Origin of the sequence: Myxococcus sp. AB036A (genome assembly GCF_006547355.1) — a bacterium.
Classification (GTDB): domain Bacteria; phylum Myxococcota; class Myxococcia; order Myxococcales; family Myxococcaceae; genus Myxococcus; species Myxococcus virescens.
Genome location: NZ_VHLC01000025.1, coordinates 51,566 through 74,097, shown reverse-complemented (window position 1 = coordinate 74,097; position 22,532 = coordinate 51,566). Strand labels below are relative to the sequence as shown.

The 22,532-nt window shown below is 67.8% G+C and carries 16 protein-coding genes; 5 read left to right on the top strand and 11 right to left on the bottom strand.

The window, feature by feature from the left end; all coding sequences use genetic code 11:
* Positions 1-54: 54 nt before the first annotated feature.
* The 5 genes from traA to FL344_RS13210 all read right to left on the bottom strand — a co-directional run bounded on the left by traA (position 55) and on the right by FL344_RS13210 (position 5,474).
* Positions 55-1,596: an outer membrane exchange protein TraA family protein gene (gene traA / locus FL344_RS13230; protein WP_141618777.1), complete on the bottom strand. Its 1,542-nt coding sequence runs from the start codon at positions 1,594-1,596 to the stop codon at positions 55-57.
* Between the two features lie 252 nt (positions 1,597-1,848).
* Positions 1,849-2,871 carry a class I SAM-dependent methyltransferase gene (locus tag FL344_RS13225; protein WP_228565003.1) on the bottom strand — a complete coding sequence of 341 codons (1,023 nt, stop codon included), beginning with the start codon at positions 2,869-2,871 and terminating at the stop codon, positions 1,849-1,851.
* Positions 2,872-3,072: 201 nt separating this feature from the next.
* Positions 3,073-3,963, bottom strand: coding sequence for a hypothetical protein (locus FL344_RS13220; RefSeq protein ID WP_141618775.1), 891 nt, complete (start codon positions 3,961-3,963; stop codon positions 3,073-3,075).
* A gap of 645 nt (positions 3,964-4,608) precedes the next feature.
* On the bottom strand, positions 4,609-5,106 hold the full coding sequence (locus tag FL344_RS39030; RefSeq protein ID WP_228565002.1) for a hypothetical protein: 498 nt from the start codon (positions 5,104-5,106) through the stop codon (positions 4,609-4,611).
* A complete protein-coding gene (locus tag FL344_RS13210; RefSeq protein WP_141592022.1) occupies positions 5,103-5,474 on the bottom strand; it encodes a hypothetical protein in 372 nt (123 codons plus the stop codon). The genes FL344_RS39030 and FL344_RS13210 overlap by 4 nt, the downstream gene beginning before the upstream one ends.
* Before the next feature lie 212 nt (positions 5,475-5,686).
* Here FL344_RS13210 and FL344_RS13205 point away from each other — a divergent pair, with 212 nt between their 5' ends.
* Together FL344_RS13205 and FL344_RS39025 are read left to right on the top strand one after the other, a co-directional pair.
* Positions 5,687-6,358: a hypothetical protein gene (locus FL344_RS13205; RefSeq protein WP_228565001.1), complete on the top strand. Its 672-nt coding sequence runs from the start codon at positions 5,687-5,689 to the stop codon at positions 6,356-6,358.
* On the top strand, positions 6,342-7,601 hold the full coding sequence (locus FL344_RS39025; RefSeq protein WP_228565000.1) for a hypothetical protein: 1,260 nt from the start codon (positions 6,342-6,344) through the stop codon (positions 7,599-7,601). The genes FL344_RS13205 and FL344_RS39025 overlap by 17 nt, the downstream gene beginning before the upstream one ends.
* 101 nt (positions 7,602-7,702) lie before the next feature.
* Here FL344_RS39025 and FL344_RS13195 read toward each other — a convergent pair whose 3' ends face one another.
* From FL344_RS13195 to FL344_RS39720, 3 genes are all read right to left on the bottom strand, one after another.
* Complete coding sequence (locus tag FL344_RS13195) at positions 7,703-9,112, bottom strand: NAD(P)/FAD-dependent oxidoreductase (RefSeq protein ID WP_141618772.1); 1,410 nt, start codon at positions 9,110-9,112, stop codon at positions 7,703-7,705.
* Positions 9,113-9,143: 31 nt separating this feature from the next.
* Positions 9,144-10,442 (bottom strand): YcaO-like family protein, encoded by a 1,299-nt coding sequence (locus FL344_RS13190; protein ID WP_228565008.1) that lies wholly within the window; start codon positions 10,440-10,442, stop codon positions 9,144-9,146.
* Positions 10,443-11,147: 705 nt separating this feature from the next.
* Positions 11,148-11,270, bottom strand: coding sequence for a hypothetical protein (locus tag FL344_RS39720; protein WP_011554910.1), 123 nt, complete (start codon positions 11,268-11,270; stop codon positions 11,148-11,150).
* A gap of 408 nt (positions 11,271-11,678) precedes the next feature.
* Here FL344_RS39720 and FL344_RS13185 point away from each other — a divergent pair, with 408 nt between their 5' ends.
* Positions 11,679-12,950: a hypothetical protein gene (locus tag FL344_RS13185; RefSeq protein ID WP_228564999.1), complete on the top strand. Its 1,272-nt coding sequence runs from the start codon at positions 11,679-11,681 to the stop codon at positions 12,948-12,950.
* Between the two features lie 142 nt (positions 12,951-13,092).
* Here the strand turns inward: FL344_RS13185 and FL344_RS13180 are convergent, their stop codons facing one another.
* A complete protein-coding gene (locus FL344_RS13180; RefSeq protein WP_141618770.1) occupies positions 13,093-14,094 on the bottom strand; it encodes an alpha/beta hydrolase family protein in 1,002 nt (333 codons plus the stop codon).
* A gap of 457 nt (positions 14,095-14,551) precedes the next feature.
* Between FL344_RS13180 and FL344_RS13175 the strand changes: the two genes are divergently transcribed.
* Positions 14,552-15,436 (top strand): hypothetical protein, encoded by an 885-nt coding sequence (locus tag FL344_RS13175; protein ID WP_194863093.1) that lies wholly within the window; start codon positions 14,552-14,554, stop codon positions 15,434-15,436.
* A gap of 126 nt (positions 15,437-15,562) precedes the next feature.
* Here FL344_RS13175 and FL344_RS13170 read toward each other — a convergent pair whose 3' ends face one another.
* Entirely contained in the window at positions 15,563-16,609 is a 1,047-nt protein-coding gene (locus FL344_RS13170; protein WP_228564998.1) for an EGF domain-containing protein, read from the bottom strand.
* A gap of 417 nt (positions 16,610-17,026) precedes the next feature.
* On the opposite strand from FL344_RS13170, the gene FL344_RS13165 reads away from it, so the two are divergent.
* A complete protein-coding gene (locus tag FL344_RS13165) occupies positions 17,027-17,350 on the top strand; it encodes a hypothetical protein (protein WP_141592027.1) in 324 nt (107 codons plus the stop codon).
* A 99-nt stretch (positions 17,351-17,449) separates the two neighbouring features.
* Here the strand turns inward: FL344_RS13165 and FL344_RS13160 are convergent, their stop codons facing one another.
* Entirely contained in the window at positions 17,450-22,459 is a 5,010-nt protein-coding gene (locus FL344_RS13160; RefSeq protein WP_368667427.1) for a hypothetical protein, read from the bottom strand.
* Between the last annotated feature and the right edge of the window lie 73 nt (positions 22,460-22,532).

Sequence of the window (22,532 nt, the reverse complement as noted above, 5' to 3'; positions counted from 1 at the left end):
GCTGAAGGGCCGGCGACTTTCGCGTCGCGCTCCTCCATCGCACGACGGCGTGTCCTATCGCCGGCCGCGTCTCACGACGAGCGATAGCGCGAGCAGGGCCATGGGGAAAAGCGCGGACGGCCCACCCTGACAGCCGCAGCCAGACTCCGGCTCGGAAGGGTCCTCTGGCGAGCCTCCATCCACAGAGCCCGCGTCCCCGGCCGGAACTCCCGAGTCGGCCGTGGGATTTCCACCGTCCGTTCCAGTGCTTCCCCCATCCACTCCAGGGTGGGAGCCGCCGTCCACCTCACCGGGCCCACCTGCGTCCGTCGCTCCCGCATCCGTCGCTCCCGCATCGAGAGGCCCCGCGTCCGCCTCTCCCGCATCGAGAGGCCCCGCGTCTGCCTCTCCCGCGTCCACCTCTCCCGCATCGAGAGGCCCCGCGTCCGCCTCACCAGCGTCCGCTTCACCAGCGTCGGGGGTCCCCGCGTCCACGGGCCTGCACTCGCCCTGCTGGCAGGTCCCTCCCGTGCACTCCGTGCCATCCTCCACGGGAGTGGAGGCACAGTTGCCCGTCTCCGTGCAGATGGGCAGGTGGCATTCATCCGGCGCCACACAGTCATTCGCATCCTGGCACTGCGCACAGGCGAAGCCCTCGGTCTGGCTCACGCAGTACGGCGTCGATGCACCGCACGGAGAGCACGACTCACCACAGAAGAGCGACGAATCACAGGGAGCGCACAAGGCCGCCGCGTTGCACCGGTAGCCCGTCTCGCATCCCCCATTCCCTGGCGCGTTGGCGAACTGACGGTTGCATTGGGCGCACTCGGTGGGAGCTGGGAACGAGGGCTGCCCCGACTCCGTCTGATGGAACATCCCGGGCGTGACGAGTACGAAGCCCTCGGTAGCCAGATTGATGATGGGCGGCATGGTCGCTGCCCTCTCGAAGTCCGTGCAGACGCCGTCATATACCGACATCTCGAGTGCGGCGTGATCCCCGACGTTCGTGTGGAGCACCTCCACGCCGTAGAGTCCGGGCTGCGCGAAGTGGACCGTGTTGGTGGCGCGCCACGCCGGAAAGCCGAGCGTCAGCGGACGGTTGATGACCGGGTAGCTCGTCTGGTCGCGATCGAAGAGCGCCAGGCTCACCGAGTCGTCGGCGTAGAACCCGAAGTGCAGGGGCCTGTCGACCATGTCGCTCGTGACCGCGATGAAGCCACGCAGGCGGGTCGCGAAGGATGTGACAGTATCGCTGTAGCCGAAGTCACACCCGCCGACGGGGCAGCCCGCGACGGCCCCGGTGAAGTCCCCGTAGCTCAGCGTCCTCCCGTCATTGAGGTTGTTGGACAGGTCCAAGGGCGTCCGCAGCACCGAAGTGACGCGGTTGCCTCGGTTCGCCTCCATGAAGGCGTTGATACCAGCGATGTAGGTCGACTGAGCCTGGGGGAAGTCAGCCGCGGGATTCCGCGAGACGCTCGTCGCGACGCAGAGGCCCGCCCCCGTCGTCTCGGGAAGGGGCGCCACGGGAGGTCCACTCACCACGACGGCCTGAGCGCTGGCGGTGCGAGGAATGGACAATCCACACAACAAGAGCACGAAAATGCGGAGCAATCGCATCCGCGCGTCTTACTCCTGGCCGCCGAACTCCGACAAGTGCGGCCGGATGTCTCCATCACGCGCAAGCCCACCGGGCGCCTGGCTCATTCAAACGCGCGCAACGCCTTTCCGAGCGCATCGGAATGCGGGGACGTCCACCTTCACCATCGCAAGCCACGTGGGGAGCCGCCACAGGTCACGCCAGGTGATTCGCGGCTCGCGCTGCCGCCGGGGAATTCCTCCGGCGGCAGCAGGCCAACGACAACACCTGAACTACGGGCGCACCGGCTTCAGGCAGTAGAGCGTGGTGCGCTCGCGAGAGCGCGCCATGTGCAGCGGGTCTGACGTGTCCTTCGCTTTCGAATGCCGCGCCGGGGTCGACCGGGCCCACTGCACCGACAGGCCGCACCGTTCGAACTCCGCTTCGAGCCACCCGGGTGGGCGCAGGCCGAGCAGCACCGCGAGGTCCGACAGGAGCAGCAGACCCACGCCCCCAGGAGCAAGCGCAGCGGAGAGTCCTTCGAGAAAGCGCCGCAGGAACTGGCTGTCCTCGTCGAACACCGCGCGGTCCACCCGGTTCTTGGGCGGTTCGGGAATCCAGGGGGGGTTGCACACCACGAGGTCCGCCGTGCCCTTCGGGAACAAGTCGGCCTCGGCCACCTGGAAGCGCTTGCCGAGCCCGAGCCGCTCCGCGTTCTCCCGGGAACAGGCCACGGCGCGAGAGTCACAATCAGTCGCCTGCACGGACGCCGCGCCCCGCTGGAGGAGGATGAATGAGAGCACGCCGGTCCCAGTGCCGATGTCGAACACGCGCTTGCCCTTCACCTCCGTGAAGGAGTTCAGCAGCTCCACGTAATCCGTGCGGGTCGGAAGATAGACGCCGTAGTGCGGGTGAAGCAGCCCAGTGAGGCCAGGAACAGCGAGCCCCTTGCGACGCCACTCCGCCGCCCCGAGCATGCCGAGGAGTTGCTTGAGCGGGACCACGGTGGTGTCCGTCGTTGAATCCCCCCAGACCTGATGACATGCCAGTGAGGTGTCCGGTGCCCGTGCGAGCCCGAGCCGGTAATCGCGGTCGAGAGACACCACGATGCGCGACAGCGTCTCGTGTTCGAGCTGCCGGGCCCGCCGCTCGGCACGGAATGCCTCCAGCGGCGAGCGCGCCTTCGCGGGCCGCGGCAGCCGCCGGCTCAGCGCGCCGAGGAGCTGCTTCGCGTTGTGGAAGTCACCGGAGTACAGCAGGAACTCGCCTCGGCGCACCCGCTTGAGCGCCGTATCCGCGCTGAGTCGGTCATTCACGGGAGACAGCCGGGCAGGCGCGGGTTCCGAGCTCTCTGAGTGCCAGGTGAAGGCGGAGTCCAGCGGTGGCGCGGACGGAGAGGTGGAGGGGTTCGGCCCCTCGGGCGAGGCATCGGTTCGGGGAGCGCGAGACATGGGGATGGGGTAGCACGTCCACGCGCTCCCGTCGCGTGTGGGAAACCACCGGCGCTCGCCGCGCCCTTAGCGCTTCTGGCGGCGACGCGGTCGTCCTGACGCACGGCGCTTCGAGCCACCGGCCGGCGGGCCGTGTCTGAAACGTTGTGCGCCGGAACGCTGATCCGGGGCGGGGGCCGGCTGCGGCGGCCTTCGCTCTCGCCTCCCGCCGCCGTCGCCCTGTGATGGGCGCTTCGAACGCTTCGAACCGCCCGCTTGCATCGAGCCGCTGAGCGCCTGGGTTGCGTCTTTCGCCACGCCTTCGGGCCCGACCGTGCCCTTCACGGCGTCTCGCACGGGTCCACCAGGCCCGAGTGCCTGGTCGGCCACGCGGTTCACCGTCCCGCCGGGTTCCAACGCCCCCTTCGCCGCCCCTCCCACATCCTGGACGGCCTCGGACACCGCTCCGCCAGGCTTCAGGCTCTCATGGGCGGCTTCCCCCACCTCGCCTATCGCATGCCCCACGGGCCGAAGCAGGCTGGCGAGCAGTTCGGGGTTGCTGTCGAGTGTCTGGAGCGCACGGTCCAGGATTTCATAGACACGCTGGAGCCGGACCTTCAGCAGCGCCTGGGCCTCCACGCCTTTGATGGTCAGCTTGACCCGTTCGATGCCCACATCGGCGCCCACATCGAGGCGCACGAGGTTGGCCAGCTCGGCATGCAGTGAGACGCGTGCACGCAAGTTCTCCACGTCGAGCGTAATCTCATCCACCTTCACCGTCGGAACGTCGAGCAGCACGTCGGGCACGATTTCGATGGGCCCCTCGTCGACGCCCGCCTGCGCGAGCGCATGCCGTGTGTCCTCTCGCGTGGCTCCGCCTTCCCGCTGCGAAGGCCGCTCCTCGGGATTGTCATGCTCCGTCTTGTTCGCGGACTTCGTTCCCCGGAATCGCCATGCCCCCCATCCTGTCTTTGCCACGTTCGACCTCCTCGCTCTGTCAAGAGTGAGGAGCGGACAGCGGGCCTGACACCCGGTGTGGCCAAGGACCTCGTCCCACTGGCCTCAGTCCATCGAAAGGCACTGCCGGCAGGCCGCAAGGCTTCTCACGCAGGCAGCCAAGGCCCCCACGGAAGCAGGCCACACCCGCCTTGTCACAGCCTCCCGAGCAACGCGTCTCCAGATTGAAAGGGAGCTGTTGGCCCATGCCCCAGGGAGTTCCCCATGCCGGTACGTCGACCACCGCAATCAAGTCACGCGCGTTTCCAGAGCGCGCCATTGAACGACCAGGAATCCGAGCTGAACGATGACGCCTCCATTGCCGCACGCGCCCGGGGCGAATCGCTCGTCGTGCATGCAATCCATGGCGTTCACGTTCGCACCTGGTCGTCTCCTGGCGTCGAGAGCGTCCACACCTCGCACCGGACAGGCGTACCGGCGCCCCTCACGCCAGGGCACTACGGGCCCTTCGAAGCAGCCATGCATGTGGGAACACGGTTTCAGGAGCCTTCAGCGCCCCCACCGTCCGGCAAGGCCCAGCCCCCTCGGAAGCGCTCCGGGCGGAGACGCGGCTGAACCACCGTCGGTAGCCAGGGCGGGCGCCCCCGTCCCCCACCCGCCCGGCAATCACCCACCCTTTCGGTCCACCCGCTCCAACTTGCGCCGCAGAGGACCTTCCTCGGGCTCGGGCCTCAACCTCAACGAGGCCAACTGCTCGGCCGCCGCGTCCGCCGCCATGTGTCGCACGGTCGCCAGGACGTCTTCGAGTCGCCCCGATGCATCCAAGCGGTCGGCCAGGTCCCGCGCCTTTCCCGCCGCACGTGTATACGCGCGACGCTCCAGCGCCGAGGCCGGCAAGAGGGAAGCCGACAGGAAGCCCAGGGCCAGGACCCCAAGTCCCGTCCCCACGGGATGCTGTCGCATCGTCTGCGCTGTCCACGTCTGGGCTCCCACCGCGCGGGAGCGCGCATTGTCTCGCGAGGGAAACTTCTCTCGGAGGCTCCCAGCAACCGCCCGGCCCTTGTCGCGGACCGTCCGCAACGGCGCCAGTCCCTCTTGCGCCTGAACGGGAGCGCCGCCGTTCCGTCCCTCGCGCGCCGCTGTCTTGTTCGCGCTACGTCTCATGACTCAGCCTTCCCTTCCACATCGCCAGCACCGCTGGCGCGAAACATCCGCCCCGCGAGCAGGCCAGCCCCCAGCAGTCCCGTGAGCAACAATCCCGGGCGCTGCCGCACGAACTGTCCTGTGCGGTCCAGGAGTGCCTCGACGGATTGCTCATCCAGCCGCGAGGAGGCACCGCGAAACATGCGCTCTCCCGTCTCCAGCATGCGTTGCGATGCCGGGCTCGGTGCACGCCGGGTGGCGCTGCTCAACCCCTCCGCCATGTCCTCCAGCACCGACACGAGCAAGCCCCGCTGGAAGTCCAGGCGCTCCTTCACCCGGCCCCGCGCGTATCCCGTGACCTGTTCGAGCTGCTTCTGCGCAGCTTCCATCCTGGGTGATGCGCGTCGCGCTGAGCCGCGCGAGCGCTTCCTCTCCTTTGTCTTCTTCGAGGCCATGATGTGCGTCCTCCTGACACCGAAGGTAGACACCTCCGCGTCACGTCCGGGCAACCAGACCGCTCACGGCGTGGTCGTTCGCACGCACGTCCCGTGGGTACCTTGCGGACATGGCCGTCGCCACGTTGATTCATCAGGAGGCGAACATGAAGCCAGAGCAGGAGAAGACGCTTCACGAAGAGGCCGTGGCAACGGTGGACCGCCTGGTGCTCAAGCACCCGGAGCTGAAGAAAGAGCTGGAGCAGGTAGAGGGCTATGCCGTCTTCCCCTCGCTGGGCAGGGCATCGCTGGTCCTCGGCGGCTCATACGGCCACGGCGAGGTCTTCGAGAAGGGCAAGCCGATTGGCTTCGCCACGCTGAGCCAGTTGACCCTCGGAGTCCAGGTGGGCGGACAGACCCTGAGCGAGCTCATCTTCTTCCATGACCGTGATGCCATTGAAGCGTTCAAGGGAGGAAAGGCGGCCTTCGCCGCCAACGCGTCCGCCGTGCTCGTGAAGGCGGCGGCGTCCGGAACCATCAACTATGCGAAGTGCGTGGCTCACGCCTACTCACGTGGCGGCATGCTGCTCGAGGCCTCCCTGGGCGGACAGAAGTTCACGTTCATTCCGCGTTCGGACGCATCGGAACGAGGGAACGGAGGCCTGGTGCAGCGCTTCCGCAGGCAGGATGCGTCCGAGGAGAACGGGGCCGATGACACCGAGCAGCGTCCGCGGCTGCAAGCATCGCAGCCCCCTCCTGCCCTGACCACGGGGCTGACGGCCGCCGCCCTGCTGCTCACCCGGATCATCAAGGCGCAGGCCAGTGCTCGCCACGAATGAAGCGCCCATCCGAGACAAGCTGGCGAGCCAAGGCCGACGCGCGCTGAAGCTCGCGAGGAAGGAGCTGGGCGTCCACCGCAGACTGCATGGTGACGCACGGGCGGCATTGCACCGGCTGGAGGCCCGCTCACCGGAGCTTGCTCAGGCGAGGGCTCGGGCCTACGCCTATGCCGTCTTCCCTTCGCTAGGCCAGGGAAGCGCGGTGCTCGGAGGCACCTGGGGGATGGGCGAGGTCTTCCGTCACGAGCGGCTGGTCGGATACGCGGCGCTGGTCCAACTGACCCTCGGAGTCCAGCTGGGCGGACAGACATCTTCGGAGGTCGTCCTCTTCGAGGACCAGGAGGCATTCCAACGCTTCAAGCACGGCGGGACGGGACTGGCACTCAACGCGGCCGCGACCCTGGTCAAAGCAGGCGCAGCGAGGGCGCGGGGCCCGGCGGGCAGCACGACGGTCGCGCTGGCCACGGATGGAGGAATGTGGGCGGGCGTCGCGCTCGGCGCCCAGCGCGCCTTCGTCGTGCCGGCCGTCCTCACCCGCAGCAGCACATTGCGCCGGGTCCTCTCATCCATACCTTCTTTGACACGAGGAACGCCGGCCCCCAACGAGGGCGAAACAAGGGAGAGCGCGATGGCCAAGGCGCAGACGACCAAATCCGGAAGAAAAAGGTTGGGCAAGCTCACCGCGGCCTGGAAGCGCCGCAAGGCCCAGGAGGAAGAGAAGACAGGCCCCCAGAAGGTCGCCGCGCACACACGCGAGGCCATGCAGCGGGTCAGCACCCGAGGGCGCGAGACACTGGAGCATCTGCGAGACCGCGTCCCCAGTGGAGACAGAATCCGTGAGCGAGCAGGCAAGGCACGCACCTGGGCAGCCGACCAACTGGGTGAACACGCGGTGGCCATCGGACTGACCACGCTGGCAGCAGGCGTCGCGGGAGCGGCGCTGCTCCCCGTGTCGGACCGGGAGCGCCGCGCGTTGAGCTCCGTGTCCCACAAGGTGCAGGGACTGACCCACTCTCTTGGAGCCGCCCCCCAGGTCGCGCGGCTGACCCGGTCCGTGAGCCACGCGGTGGCACGCGTCCGCCGCGGTGACGGCGCTGCCACGGAGGAGGAGAAACCCCGAGCCCCCCGCCCCAAGAAGCTCGCGGCGACGCGTGGCAAGAAAGCCGCGGGGAAGCCAGCGGCGGCCGCCAAGACATCGCGCCGCCCCCGGAAGGGCAGCCCTCCGCCCCAGGCCAGTAAGTAGGGACGCAGGCTGGAGCGCCCAGCGGAACATCACCTGTTCCCGCTGGGCGGTAGGTGAAATCGGACGAGGCGTTCGTGGAGGGACTGGCCCCACGGCCTGAATCAGGCGCCGTGCACGCCTCCGGCCATGCACGCCCCGCTGGCGCCTGACAGGACTTCAAGGGCGGCGCGTTGGCCTGACAAGAGCGCTCCCTCCATCCAGCCGGGCATGGGAGAGGTTTGGTCTCCGGCGAAGTGGACCCTGCCTTCGCGCGTTGCGAGCGCACGCCCCCACTGCGTGAGCTGCCTCGGCCGGAACCACGCAAAGGCACCCCGAGCCCAAGGGTCCTGGTCCCATGCGTAGGAGGTTCCGCACTGCACTTCGGAGGACAGCTCCGGCGCGAACTGGCTCAGGCCCCGCACAGCCATGGCGATGCGCTCATCCTCGGAGAGAAGGGCCGCCGCGCGGGCGCACGGGCCCACGCGATACGCTTCGAGGATGCCTGACGGCTGAGGTTGTGTCGGTGCGGCGTCGAGGACGTGCATGATGGGGAGGTCCGTCAGCCACCCACTCGACCACCCCCACTCTGTCCAGAGGCGGCGCCGGTATTGGATGAAGGTGCGCACGACGGACGTATGCTCGAGCTCGCGAATCGCCCGCAGCTTGTCCGCCGAGAAGGCAGGGACGAGCTCAACGCCACGAAGGACCGAGAAGGGAATGGCGCACACGAGCCGCTCCGCTGTGAACGTTCTGTGTTCTCCCGTGCTGCCGCGGCAGTACACACGGACGGTCCCCTGTCCCTGCTCGATGCGCTTCGCAGCCCATCCAAACTGAATCCTTCCACCAAGCGCTTCCGCCAGGGCGACGGGAAGCCGGTCACTTCCGCCCCTCAAGGTGTAGGCGCTCGAGCCGCCTCTGCCGACCGTCAGCAACTCCCGCCGCAGAACCCCAAGTGCCGAGCTTGCGTCGATGCCATCACCCACGAGGTCAAACCGCCCCAGGCTCACCGCGTCGATGGCCGCTGAAGAAGCGCCCCGTTCCACTAGCGCCTCACGAAGGCTCAGGCCATCGAGGCGGGTCGCGGCTGGACCGGGCCAGGACTCATGGAAGGGGTCGCCGACAGCCTCCACGAGGGGAGACACGTACCTCCGATAGAGGCCTGAGAGGCCGAGCTGCTGCTCATCCGCCCTCAGGACATGCGGGAGGCCCGTCTCATCACCGATGGGGGCCAGGATGCGACGTCCCCGAAGATGGAAGGGCCGCAAGGCCGACGTGTGCGGAACTGGCAGCGGGTCGAGCTCCAGGCCGAGCCTCCTCGCCAAGCCGAGGACCGTCGAGTGCCCGCTGAGGACATACTTCGCGCCCGCCTCGGCGTACATTCCGTCCAGGAACGGCTGCCGCAAGGTCAGGACCCGGCCACCGACTCGAGAGCGCGCCTCGACCACGACGACGTCCCGGCCCGCGAGGACAAGCGCATGCGCTGCCGCCAGTCCTGCGAGCCCCGCGCCCAGAATGATGACGCGTTCGCTCATTCGAGACGTCGCCTCGCGCCTTCGGTGAGACTCATGCCAGCGGAAGCAGGTACGGATTCAGAAGCCCTCGCCTGAGCTTGAGCGGCGATGAGGGCAGCTGGGGATTGCGCGGGGGAAGGCGGCGCGGCAGCAGCCCACTCCCGAGGCGTAACAGGCTCGGACAGAACGCCAGAGGCTGCGTCCCAAGGACCAGCGCCTGGCAAGTCCGGAACGGAGAGGCCGCCGCCAGCGTGAGATTGATGACCAGGGTGCGCAGCCCATGCTGTCGGAACCTCGTGACGAGCTCCCCCGCCGTGTCGGGGACCCGAACACGAGGGAGCGCCACCGGGGGGCCTTCCAGGAGCAGGTCGACAGCGCTCCGCATCGCGGGGTTCAAGTAAAGCAACGTGATGTCGAGGAGGGAGTCGATGAGCCAGTAGTTCTCCAGGACCGGAGGCCGCCGGAGCGCCTCGAAGTCAATCGCAAGCTGCCGACGAAGGGCCACCGCCTCCGTCAACATTCGCATTTCACGGAGCGCTCGGTGCACGGCCACTGCCGGGTCCCCCGCGGCCGCGGCGGCGAGGAGCGTCCCTCCTTTGGGGAACGCCCCCTCTCCTGTCGCCTCGGCGATGAGTGCGATGACGTGAAGGCCGGCGCGACCGGGCAGGTACGAGAAGTGGAGAGTCCAGCCCGAACCCTTGAAATGACGCGACACCGCCTCATCAATGTCGAGCGTAGCCATGTCGAGGCGCCGCGCCCCTTGACCTCGGTACCAGGCGAGCTGGAGCGCATCGCGCTCTACCACCTCCAGGAGCGCGGACCGCAACGCGGCGTCATCGCTCGTATGTGTCGCGACGCCATTGGATGAGGCACACAGGAAGCGCGGGCCCACGAGCCGTTCGGAAGTCGTGAAGGCTGCAGGAACGAGCAATTGCTCACCGGTCTCCGCATCCGTAGCCCTGACCCAATCCAGTGGCGTGTCCTGGGTGACTGGCGCGTAGGGAAACCCCGGGCTTGCGTACTGCTCCGGCGTGTAGAGGTCCCAATCACGCATGGGCAGGAAAGGTTGCTCGAGCGCACGCGCCGGAGTCGCGCAGACGTCGGGCACACGAAGGAGGGACGAGGCGCGCTCGATGGCCTCTGCTCGTGCGGTCAGCCACCGCTCCTCCAGGGATGCTCCGACGCCCACCTGGGCCAGGAAATGTCCTGACACCACGGGACGACCTCGTTTCCGAAGACGCAGGGTGGCGGCTCCCCAGCTCAGGGTGACAATGGAAGGAGCCCCCCGCCTGCCACGGACCGTGGCTTCGCGCGTCGCGATTCCCACGCGCCCCAGCGCGGCACCGGCCATCCGCGAGCCATCCAGCTTGCCGATGTGGTTCGCCGCGCCCCGGTTCGCGGAGCACGGGCACCCCGCTGCGGGCCGGGAACGGATGCGTCTGGTGCCTGGCCGCCCGTAGGCGCCCTCTGTCCAGGCACGCGCATCGAGGGAATGCGGCTTCATGGCTTTCCGGAGCGCCGTCAGATCGGCTGCCCCCAGCGCAATCACGGCGCGGCGCGGGAGCGCATTCGCCACTGCGGCGGCCTCATCGGGCGCATCCGCGCTCTGGACCTCCCAGAGCAGACCACAGGCGATACACACACCACTGCCAGCGCTTCGCCAACGTGTGGCGCTCAGTTGGATGAGTGCTCCGCTGCTCTCGGAAAGGTCGGCCGTGCGAAGAGGTCCCAGTCGCAGCCTGCCGGTGATTCCCAACGCCTTGCGGAGGGCTTGCTCGTCCATCCAACGTGGCGCACCTCGCCCCAGCGCCCCCTCCTCTTCGAGCCGCGCTCCGAGCTCCCTGGCGCCGGTAGGGTCGACGCCCGCCTTCACCAGCGCGCGGACGACCGCGGCGCTCCCTCCGCGGCGAACGTCTCCGAGGATGGAGACGAGAAGAGCAAAGGGGAGGCCCCGTATCTCCATCAGCGCCCTGCGGGTCTGAAGGATGGAGCTCCCCCTCGCCATTTCGAGGAGCACGACACCTGATTGAACGCCCATGTCGTGCCCGGGACGCCGCTACTTCGAAATGTGGGAAATGCTGGACACGTTGGTTTCAAAGGCCTTGAGCGCGGACACCTTCAGAACGCGCACCGTGACCTTGAGAGTCTTTGCACGCTTCGTACGAGCAGGCTTCTTCATGTTCGGCCTCCCTTGGTGAGCAAGAAGTGTCTCTTCAAACCAGACTCCGAGTCAACGACATGACAGGGCACTTTGGCCGTGATGGGAATTGCCGTGAACCACACAGGAGATGGGCCTACCTGTCAGAGCGCAACACCAGGAGATCTGACCGTCCATTTCCGTGTCGAGCTGACCTCAAGTCAGCCCGCGTCCGTGCAGCCCTCAACCAGGCGCTGCGTCGCTTCGGATTCCGCACATTCGGGCACCACCGCCTTGAGTGACTGCCTTCCGGCGCTGCTTCCACGAAGCGAACCCTGAATGAACACGGGACGATATGTCCGCGCCGGGCCCTTCGTTCTGAGAGGGCCAGCCCCTTCCCATTCAGGGGGCGTGTCACATCCCGTCTCGAGTGCACATGAAGGGCCCCGAATGTCCAATCTTGGTCTTTCGTTCATCGTGTTGTTCGCATGCACGTCCGCATTCGCATCCTCACCTCCGCGGATTGAAACTGAAGTGGAATCGCTCGCGTCGGCTCCAACACCGTTCGCGCTGCTGCGTGAGTTCGTGACCGAAGACATCTATCACTACCGATTCGACATTCGTGTCGGCACCGAACCAAACGCCATCGTGCGGGTCCATCGCGTCGTCCGAGAGCGCGCGCCGTGGCGGCCACGGTCGCCCGCCCACGCGATCATGTTGCTTCACGGAGACTTCGCCAACTTCGTCACGAACTTCGTGCCGACACTCGGCAATCCCGCGTCATCGGCGCCGGGGCTCGCTCCGTACCTGGCGGCCCGGGACATCGACGTCTGGGGCGTTGACCGTCGCTGGACGCTGCCCTCCGCCAACGGAGACATCTCCGACCTGGGCGAGATGGGGGTTGCCCAGGAGCTCGGAGACATCACCGTCGCGCTCACCTTCGCACGGGCGGCACGGCTCAGCGGCGACCGTGACAAGGGCCGAATCGTGCTCGGCGGATTCTCGCATGGTGGCGAGCTGGCCTACGCGTATGCCGCCGCCAACGGCCGCCACGTGTCTGCGGTCGCCGTGCTCGACGCCTACTACGACATCGCGCCCGAGCACGCGGAACTGCGCGAGCTTGCGTGCGCCAATGCCGCCGCGGGACGTGAGGCGCTTGCTCAAGGCGTGACCGACTCCGACAACAGCTTCTTCATCACGTTGGGCGAGCTGGCCCGGAGCGCGCCCCAGGCGCAGTCTCCCGTGTTTTCGAGCTACACCAACCGCGGTGCACTGCTCGCGATGAATGGCCTGACCTACCTTCTCGCGCCGTACACGCCGCTGTACCACTTGAGCGCGCCCATCCTCGACGCCAACGGAGACGTTACGGCATTGCGGGAGTCGTCCGAGGACAGCGTGAGCGCGTGGTTCGCCAGCGCACCGCCGCACCAGTCGCTGCGAGAGACCGTGGAACTCGACGAAATCTGGTGCGGGACGACACCCAGGCCTGAGCTCTCGAACATCCGCGTCCCGTTGTTCTACCTCGGCGCCGCTGGCGCGTTCGGTGACTACGGGCTGTATTCGACGACCCGGGTGTCATCGACGGATGTCACGGCGCTCGTCGTCCGCCGCTTCGGTCCGGAGCGAGTGGCCGAGGACTTCGGCCATGGCGACCTCTTGTACGCGGCGGATGCACCGACGCTCGCGTGGCAACCGCTCGCGACCTGGTTGCTGAACCATTGAGGAGAAGCATCTCCGTTCGTGGCCCCGCGCATCCAGCAGCCAACCCAAGAGGCCGCAAGAAGAAGGCGCTCGGCTCGCGCTGGTGGCAGTGGGAGCCCTTCGCATCGGATGAAGGGCTCCATCACCTGAAGTGCCGTTGGGCTTACGGCCCGTCAAGCACGGCCAACATGCGCGGCAGCACGTCGAAGAACGCGTAGTTCCAGCAACTGAAGTTGTGCCCGCCGTCACATCCGAAGGGCTTCTGACCCGGCGCGGGGCGGCCATACATCTCGTAGTGGTGCGGCACGCCCGCGGCATTCAGCGCATGGTGGAACCGGTCCGTGGACGCCCCCGGGACGCGTTCGAGCACATCCCCATCCCAGATGCCCGACCCCGCATACAAGGCGACGGCCACGCCCCGCAGAGACGCCGCACGCGGAATGGGGTTGTTCATGTTCCAGGCCTGGTCGAAGGGCCAGAAGGGAGAGCCGAACGCTCCATCCGGGTTCTGCAGCCACCGTGTCCCCTCCTCCGTGATGGTGGCGCGGATGGCGGCGTCACCCAGGTCCAGGGCCCCCGAGAAACTGGCCGCATAGGCAAAGAGGTCGGGGCGGCGCGCGGCGTAGCTGATGGCCCCGAAGCCGCCCATGGACAGCCCCGCGATAGCACGGCCCCGCTTGTACGCCAGCGTGCGAAGGTTCTGGTCCACCCACGGAATGAGCTGGTTGAGGTGGAACTCCTCCCACGCCTGATTCACCCCGCGAGGGAAGACCCAGTTCGTGTACCAACCGACCTTGCCGCCATCCGGCATGATGGTGATGACGGGCATGTTCTCGGTAATCGCATACGCCGCACCGAACTCCACCCACTGAGCCGAGTTCGCGCCTCCTCCCCCGTGCAACAGGTAGACCGCGGGGTATCGCACGCCCGGGTTGTTGTAATACCCCGTCGGCAGGAGCACCCGAACGTGGTGGCGAGGGTCATAGACCGCATGAGGCGCGATCAGCGGCGTGGAGATTTCCACGTCGATGAGCCTATCCGTGATGTGCCGCACCGCATGAACCGTGATGCCATGCCCCGAATAGAAGTTCGGCGCGAGCGAGGCATCGGATGCCTCCGCGCCGCCTGGCACTCCGAGGAACAGGGCGACGAACAAGACTCCCATGAGTCTGCGTGCGGCACGGGCGGGAGACTCGCATCGTTCAAGAGCGGTGCTGGAAACAAAGACGTCCTGGAGCAGCAATCTGCGCATCCTCTGACCTCGGAGAGTAGGTGGAGCGACAACGGCTCTTCATCCGCCAATGACAGGTGCGACGCTAGGGGGCGTATCTGGCCATGGCAATGCACACGTTGGAGCGACCGTGTCATTCCCTGGCGAGGGCCGCTGAGGCTGTGTCTTTTCCGCGACTGTGGACGCGAGTTGTCCATTAAATGCATTCCGTGGCGACTCGCTTCATCCCGGAAGGCCCCACCCTCGAATGACGGAGACCTCGAATGGGACCCAGCTGCGCCCTCGCCCAATCGTCCTCCCCCCACGCAACTCCGTGCGCAGATGGAGGACAATTCGCACAAAGGCATGAAGGAACGCACCCCATGCCTCAGACCAGGGGGGGGTCTACATCATGGGTACCATCACGAGGGTAACGACGACGTTGTTGAAGCAAGGCGCACGAGGCGTGTCCCGCTCCGGCGGCCACCGGGCACCCGCCCGCGTGCTGCCGCAAGTCGCCCATCACTCCACCAAGGCACCAAGCCCGTCTCAAATCGCGAACGAGACGCGGGCGCGGAACAACAGCGTGGACCTGATGAGCGACATCATGGATGCCATGGATCGCCGTGATGGCGGCAACAACGCGGCCACGCCTCGTATCAAGCCGGATGTTCCGCTGTCGCGCCGTGAGAACTTCGCGTTTGACGCCATTCAACCGGGGTACGGAACGTCGAAGTCCGCCATCGACAAGCACGGCAAGCTCCAGCCCGCGGGCGACAGCGTCACCACCAGCGCCTCCGACCACGTCGATGGCGAAAAGTCCATCAAGGCGAAGACGCCGTATACGTCCTTCAGCGGCCCGCCGGTGGGCGTGGACGGCACGGCCACGGGGCCCCTGATCGACAACCCGCTCTACGGCAAGGACCGCATCGTCACCAACCCGGCCAAGGACCCCAAGAGCGGTGTGGTGCTCGACCAGTTCGACATCCAGCGCGACCTCCGGACGAGCACCAGGCCCGGCTTCGACGAGACCGCGGTGCTTCGCTCCGAGCCACGCCCGCAGCCCCTCTGGCAGCCCACACCCGAAGAGCGCGCCATCATGCCCCAAGTCGGTGTGGACCCTGAGAAGCCCTCGTTCACGTTTCGCGAACGCGCGATGGTGAACTCGGCGCGGGACAAGGAGTACCTGATCAAGGGCACCGTCCACGAGTTCGACTTCTTCCAGGGCCAACCAGACGGCTCGCTCAAGCCCCTCTCCAAGCAAGAGGTGATTGACGAAGCCAGGAAGAAGTCCTGAGCCACCGCGCATCGTCCCATCACCGTGCCAGGAGAACCCCGACCCTCGCGGCGCCGTGTTGCGCCGCGAGGGCGGTGAGTCCGCCAGCTCATGATGTCATTCAGCGAGCGACAGCGTCGCTCCCAGCTACCTCATGACACAGACGCCCGACGAGCAGGTCTTCGCCGCCGGACAGACAACGCCGCAGGCGCCGCAGTTGTTCACGTCTGACGATACGTCCACGCACTGCGCGCCACACTGCACCCGGGGCGCCGGACAGGAGCCACCCTCGCACTCATAGCCACCCGGGGTGTTGACACACACCTGGCTTGGATTGCACGCGGCAGTCCCGTTCGAGCACTCGTCGATGTCACTGCACGTCCAACCATTTCCCCAGTAGCCCGGCTTGCAGGTGCAGGTGTAGCTTCCCGGCGTGTTCGTGCAAATCGCATTCACCGAACACTGCGCAGTGCCATTCGTGCATTCATTGACGTCCGTGCAGACACTGGGCTGCATGCCATTGCAGGTGTACCCCGGCTCCACCCGGCAGGTGCTGCTACAGCCATCCGACGAAACCCGGTTGCCGTCGTCACACTGCTCCCCATTGTTGATACGGCCATCGCCACACACGGCGCTCGCACCACCGCCCGTATCCTCCACCGCGTCCAAGCCGTACAACGAGGCAACCCCACCGCGCAGCCTCACGTAGCGATACGGCGTGGAGTTGCTGAATGGCACCAGCGTGGAGTGGGTCCCGAGCCCCAGGTCCAGCAGGTTCGCCTGTCCCGTGCTGATGATGCTCATGTCTGCACGAAGGAATTCCACCTGGGCGATGACCGCCAGCGAAAGGCCCTGGTAGTAGACGCGCAGCGGCCCTGTGCCCTCTTCGCCCAGACCCATGTCCAGAACCATGGAACCGCCCAGGAGCCCCAGGAACGTCGCGGCGTTCCCATCCGGTGCGCCCACGGCGTTGTTCGGATTGAGGACGGCAATGATACCGCTTTGGACGACTGCGTTGGCATAACGGTCACCGGCCATCGCCGACACCGAGTCCGATGACGACTCGCCGTCCACCGGTGCCTCTTCGGAAACAACGGATTCGTCCTCCAACTCAGAACCGCACGCGCTCATCATGCCGAACGCCAGGGCCGCACTCAGCATTCGCCACATGGGGGCCACTCGACTGACCTTCATTGTCTTGCTCCAATCCGCTTCGACTTGGGGATGGCGGTCCGACGTGAGGACTGTCACGCCGGATAACCGCCACAACAATGAACGCACGAATTCCATTTTCAGCTTTAAAGGCACGCATTTCGAATCCAGAACGCGTGTGCCATTGGACAGCTTTTTCTCCAGGTATCGCCGCGTCGACCGCAAGGCGACACCCACCCTGGACACGAAGGCTGCGACTCCTGTCCTAGCACGAGGCAGCCTTCTCGATTCTCGGGAGTGAAGAGAAAAGAAAGCAGCGGCGCGCCCCCTCAATCTCAGCCACGAAGTTGCACGCGCCTGCCCACGACGCCTCCGCGCCCATGCCTGTGGGGCGTTGATGGCCCGCACCATTCGCCTATCGTATACTTGGGGAAACGCATCACCCTTTCCCGAGGCCCCATGCGACTGTCACTGATGAGCCTGCTCTGCCTTCTGGTCTCCGCTGGCTGCGGAGACGATACGTCCCATCTACCGAATTCCTCGCTCGCGGCCTGCTCCTTCACCGACGCGTGCGCGAACGCCGACGAGGAGTGCTACGTCAGCCAGGTCTGTGGCCCGCCCGCCCCTGACGAAGAGCTCTACTGCCAGGCGGAGAAGGGCGACCGCCAGTGTCACCGCCGCTGCCAGGACGATGGCGCCTGCGGGCCCGGAGAGACCTGCAGGGCAGTCGAATCGGTCAAGCGAACAGACATGCTGACCACGACCACCCTGTGCTTCAAGTAGGCGGCGCAAGCACCCCAGGGCCAACGTCGGTGACGCTCCCCGCTCCCCACCGGCGTAGGGTCCGCAGCGAGCCCGGGGCTTGGGCCGCCACCTGCGCGCTCAATCCCAACCGCGAAGCTGGACGCGGACCCGCCGCACGAGCAGTTCCCACTCCTGACGCTTCAACGTCGTCAGGACGCGCCCGCCAATGAGTGTGAGCCCGGTGAGCGTCATCACCAGGAAGCCGATGCGGTGGTCCCTCAGCCCGGCGTCGAGCAGCGTGGCCGCGACGTCCAGCGTGAGGAACAGGGTCCCCAACGCCAGGTAGGCGCGAATCTGGAACACCATGCCCGCCACCACGCCGAGCAGACACACCCCGCCGAAGACGAGCGCATACGTGCCGTCGGGAGACTGGCCCACCTGGACCGCGATGCGCGCCGCCGCGGGCACATACAGCAACAAGCCCCCGAGGATTCGCACCGTGTTGCGCGCGGCGTGCGGCAGGCTCTCCGCGAAGAGCTGGCCCAGCATCAACAACAGCAAACCCATGGGCGCCAGGTAGATTTCCAAACCCTCCAGGCCAAAGGCCAGCGCGGAGATGAGCAGCGCGAAGTTGCACGCGGCCGCGGCGAACGCACCGAACAGCCGGCTGCGCTCCACCGCGCCCAGCGTCGCGTACAGGAGTCCGGAGCCCCCCGCGAGCAGCGCCGCCTCCTGCGTCGCCTCGCCTGGCAGCACCAGCGCCATGCCCACGGGCAGCAGTGCCGCGAAGCGCCGGGTGGCCGCCTCCACGGGCTGCACGCCCGCCCTCCGGGCCAGCACCGTCACGCCCACCAGGATGAAGCCCAGAGCCAGTGCGAAGAATGCGTCGTGCTCGGCGCGCAGGCCCGGTGCATACAGATTGCGCACCAGGGCGTAGACGCCGACCACCGCTGTCTGCACGAAGTAGACGTGCCGACCCGTGTGCTGGCTCCAGGCGCAGTGCAGCGCCACCAACACCAGGATGCCAATGGAGGCGATGGCCAGCGAAAGAGCGCCATCGGAGGCGGCGCCCCCCACCGCCAGGGCCGCGAGCATCAGCCCACTCACCACGAGCCCTGTGTCGCGCCCCCATGACAGGCCGCCCGCGACGTCCGGCCGGCGCCTCCGCACCCACGCCTGGGCGGCATGGAGGGCCAGCACGCCCACGGAGGCGGCCAGGGACAGGGCCGCGCCATGGAGGATGAAGAGTTCGCCGTAACGCAGCCACGGGCCGACCAGACTCGCGCGAATCGAAAGGAAGGCCATGAGTGAGGCGACGAACGTGCCCCCCACCACCCAGGCCCCCAGCGTCGCGACGAGCGAGGCGAGCGTGCCCTTCCACTGGAAAGCCGCCACGAGCACCGACGCGGCGACGAGCGCCAGTGTCACAGGCAACGCGGGAGAGACCATCCAGCTCCCGCCCATGCTCAGCAGCATCTCCCCCAGGAGGTTGAGCGCGGCGAGCGTCGACGACGGCGTTCCATTCGTCGCCAACACGTACACGAGCGCTGCCAACAGATAGATGGCGCTGGCCTGATGGATGCGCATGCGAGCGGCGCTCTCGGACAAGCCCCTGCGCCGGACGATCCACGGCCCCAGCGTCACCACCGTCAGCCCCACCAGGGCGAGCACCGGGCCGGGCCACACCTCGAAGACGTCCCCACGGTGCGCCAACGCGTGGACCAGCAGGAGGATGCTCGCGCCAAGCACACCGCGCCCCTGCGCCCTGGCCCCGCCGAGGAACAACACCAGACCGGCGATGCAGACCAGGCCTGCCGCCGTGAGCCCAGGCTGGAAGAGGGCCGCGACGAAGACCACGCCCACACTGATGACCGAATGGCGCTGCAACAGGCGCTGGAAGGAATCGGGCAGCCCCCGGAGCGAGGCAACGGCATAGACGAGCCCCACGGCGGCGATGCCCGCGAAAGCCCGCTGCCACAGCAGGAACACCGTGTCTCCTGGTGCGAGCCACGCGTCCTTATCGAGCCAGTGCAGGGACTCGGCGCCGATGCGCACCCACCTGCCCTCGGACGACCACGAGTGCGCGAGCCTGGGCCCGAGCAACGACTGCCTCGCGGCCCAGAGCGCCGCACCGGGCAGCCCGAGCCAGAGCCCCACGCTCGCGAGCCGCACCGAGGGCGCGGACACGGCGAGCAGCAACATCAACGTCGCGGGCCCCAGCAACATCAGGGGCGGAATGAGAGCCAGCGCACGGGACGGCCGGGGCAGGCCGACGAGGAGCGCGCCTTTCAGGAGCACACATGCCAGGGCCGCCACGCCGAGATGGAGAACCCAGTGGTAGAGCTTACCGTGACGAGGCTTCTCCAGAAGCCCGGCGACCCAGGGCCCGAAGCGCCGTGTCGCCAGCGCGACGCCCCAGAGCGCGATGCCGATGAGCGAGGTCCGCAGAGCCGCGACGTCCGGCGGCGACGGCCGGCCCGCGCGGTTGAGCAGAGCGGTGAGCGCGATGAGCGCGCCCAGCGACGCGAGCGTCACCACCGAGCCGCGCAGGTGCCAGGCCTCGAATCCGCGCGACACGAAGGCCACCAGCACGACCACGAGGAGCAGACCGGCCGCGAGCAGGCACGTGGCGCGCTCGGCATCCGTGGGCCTGGCCAGCCACCCAGCCAGCGTGAGCGTAGCGATGACCGTCTGCACCAGCGCCGCCGTGGCAAAGCCATCCGTGAAGAGCGGCAGCCCCCGCGCACCGAGCGGCAGCCTGAAGAGGTCGAACATCCTCCGGCCCTCGCTCCCGGTAGCGGTGTCCGCGGCACCCAGCGGAGTGCGGCCGCGCAGCGCGGAGAAGGCCGCGAAGCCGAGCGCCAATGACGCGGCGACCAGGGCAGCTCGCGGGGATGCGAAGTCGGAGACGGTGCCCATCACCTGGGAGACCGCAAGCGCGAGCCCCGAGGCCGCGAGGAACCCGACGAGCCTGCTGCCATCCCGCCGGACACGGAGCAGCAACCAGGCCGTGACCACGGCCGTGGGAAGCGCGGAGAGCACACTGGCTGACAGCCCCGTGGCTGACACGAGCAGATCCGGAGCGCTCGGAGCGGCATCCACGGCCAGGAGGACTCCCGCCGCGGCCAGGCTGAGGGCGAGGTCATCCAGGGGCAGCAGCCCGTCCCTTCGTGACGCGGGCTGCGCCCACGCCCCCTGCACGAGCCCCGCGACACCGTAGAATCCACTCACGAGCGCGAAGACCGCCAGCCGGCCCCAGCTTCCCTCCAACGCCGGGGTCCCCTCGGCGAAGGCGAGCACACCGAAGACAAGGCCCACGCCGCCCAGGTAGTGCAGGCCCCGCCAGCGCCAGCCGCCAGCAACGTGCGCGGCCCCAGCGATGACCAGCCCCGTCAGCACCTGGGGCCACGGCGAGGCGGCGCTGCCCACCTGCCGCACCAGGGGCATTGCCACCAACGACCCAAGGATGGTCCAGGCGAGCAGGCGGATACGCAGTCCCGGAAAGGCACTCCAACGCGCCAGGAGCATCAAGCCCGCGGTCGCCACCGTGCCGCCGAATACCCACCAGCCCGGCTCGGTCGGCGCCTGCGTGCGAGCGAACAAGGCTCCGGCGAGGAGCGCCGTCATCACCATGAGGTGGACCAGGGCCCGCCGCCGAGGCTCCAGCAGGAAGAAGACACCCGCCGCGATGAGTGGCGCGAGCGCCGAGGCCAAGTCGACCTGGAAGTCCCCTCCGGGCGCGCTGGAGAACGCGCCCAGCGCGCCCACGACCGCGCCACTGGCGAACACCGCGTAGGCCACAATCTCCAGCACCGGACTCACACGCGGATGGGCCTCGCGCGCGGCGTCGGTGGTCACGGCCACGGCGATGACGGTGGCCAATGCCTGAGCCCACAGCGTGAGGCCCGCGAACAGGGCGCTACCTGGCTCCAGGGCGTCGAACCCTGACGGTGAACTCACCACACAGAAGACGGCGAGCCACAGCGCGCCATAGAGCGCGGCGCTCGCGCTGACGAGCGCCGTGTTTCCCTCCGTCGCCTTCCGTGCGCGCCATACCGTGGCGGTCAGAGCCATGACACCCACGGAGGCACAGAGCGTGCGCAGCCAGGGCGCGTCCTCGAGCGCCATCAGCGGAAGCCCCGCGAACAGGGAGGGCAGGAGCGCCAATCCCAGGGCCGCGGCGGAGGTGCCATGCAGCAGACGTCCCGCCGACCTCAGCGGCACCATGCCCAGCGCGGCGGCGCCAAGCGCCACCGCGGCACCGAACCCAGGTGACAGGGCGAACAGCGACGACAGCGCGATGAAGGCGACGGGGAGCAACGCGAGGCCAATGCCCGAGAGCACGCGCCCCACCGGCATGGAGCGCCGGGACAGGAACACACCGAGCCCGATGAAGCCCGCGTGGTATCCCCACAGAGCGCCCGTGACGAGGAGCTGACGTGGAACGCCGCCGAGTGCCTGCCAGGCCTCGCGCACGCCCATGAGCGAGCCGCCCAGCACCAGCATCGCGCCAAGGAACCACCAGATGAACTCCTGGAACCGGGGCGCGCTCTCCGGCCGTGCATCGAGCGCCACGACGGCCTCGAGTCCTCCGCTGAGCGGACCTGATGCACCCCGGTCGAAGAACGTCTGCCCGGAATCCAGCGCCGCGCCCAGGTCGTCATCCCCCGTCTCCGAGTCAGGCCGGAGCCCTCGACGCTTGCGCGCGCTCTGCTCCCGCTCCGCCTTCGCGGCTTCGTCCAACGAGCGCGCCAGCGCGGCGCCCCAGCCCCAGAGCCGCCATTCTCCCCCGTCGCGAAGCGAGGTCGCGACACCATCGGCCCAGGCTTCCGCGCGGGTCGCTGCATCCGCGGGAGGGACAGCGACCGCTTCGAAGAGGTCCTGGGCGGGGGCCTGCGCACCCTCCTCTGCCTTCGGCGTTTCGGGGTGACGCTCGTCCGCGCCAGGCGCGAGGGACTCGGCGAGCCGGGTCGCGGTGACGACGTCGATGAGCGCGCTGGCCTGCCAGCCTTCGATGTGACGGCGCAGTGTCTCCCTGACGAGTGCGTCGAGATTCGGCTCGGTGGCGGGCACGAGCGGGGCACCGCACTCCTGACACATGGCCCCCAAGGCCACGTCACGGAGCCGAGCGCAGGCTTGGCAGATCATGATGCGGCAGCATAGCCCCAGTCCCGCGAGGCCTGCTTGACGCACGTCGATACCGTGGCTGTCTCACTTCCGC

What these genes read in the sequence shown, in the direction of transcription:
- FL344_RS39720 (WP_011554910.1), bottom strand. Translation starts at nt 11,270, where the DNA reads ATGAAGAAGCCTGCTCGTACGAAGCGTGCAAAGACTCTCAAGGTCACG.
- FL344_RS13205 (WP_228565001.1), top strand. Translation starts at nt 5,687, where the DNA reads ATGAAGCCAGAGCAGGAGAAGACGCTTCACGAAGAGGCCGTGGCAACG.
- FL344_RS13180 (WP_141618770.1), bottom strand. Translation starts at nt 14,094, where the DNA reads ATGGGAGTCTTGTTCGTCGCCCTGTTCCTCGGAGTGCCAGGCGGCGCG.
- FL344_RS13185 (WP_228564999.1), top strand. Translation starts at nt 11,679, where the DNA reads ATGTCCAATCTTGGTCTTTCGTTCATCGTGTTGTTCGCATGCACGTCC.
- FL344_RS13165 (WP_141592027.1), top strand. Translation starts at nt 17,027, where the DNA reads ATGCGACTGTCACTGATGAGCCTGCTCTGCCTTCTGGTCTCCGCTGGC.
- FL344_RS13195 (WP_141618772.1), bottom strand. Translation starts at nt 9,112, where the DNA reads ATGAGCGAACGCGTCATCATTCTGGGCGCGGGGCTCGCAGGACTGGCG.
- FL344_RS13210 (WP_141592022.1), bottom strand. Translation starts at nt 5,474, where the DNA reads ATGGAAGCTGCGCAGAAGCAGCTCGAACAGGTCACGGGATACGCGCGG.
- FL344_RS13170 (WP_228564998.1), bottom strand. Translation starts at nt 16,609, where the DNA reads ATGAAGGTCAGTCGAGTGGCCCCCATGTGGCGAATGCTGAGTGCGGCC.
- FL344_RS13190 (WP_228565008.1), bottom strand. Translation starts at nt 10,442, where the DNA reads ATGGCCGGTGCCGCGCTGGGGCGCGTGGGAATCGCGACGCGCGAAGCC.
- FL344_RS13175 (WP_194863093.1), top strand. Translation starts at nt 14,552, where the DNA reads ATGGGTACCATCACGAGGGTAACGACGACGTTGTTGAAGCAAGGCGCA.
- FL344_RS13160 (WP_368667427.1), bottom strand. Translation starts at nt 22,459, where the DNA reads ATGATCTGCCAAGCCTGCGCTCGGCTCCGTGACGTGGCCTTGGGGGCC.
- FL344_RS39030 (WP_228565002.1), bottom strand. Translation starts at nt 5,106, where the DNA reads ATGAGACGTAGCGCGAACAAGACAGCGGCGCGCGAGGGACGGAACGGC.
- traA (WP_141618777.1), bottom strand. Translation starts at nt 1,596, where the DNA reads ATGCGATTGCTCCGCATTTTCGTGCTCTTGTTGTGTGGATTGTCCATT.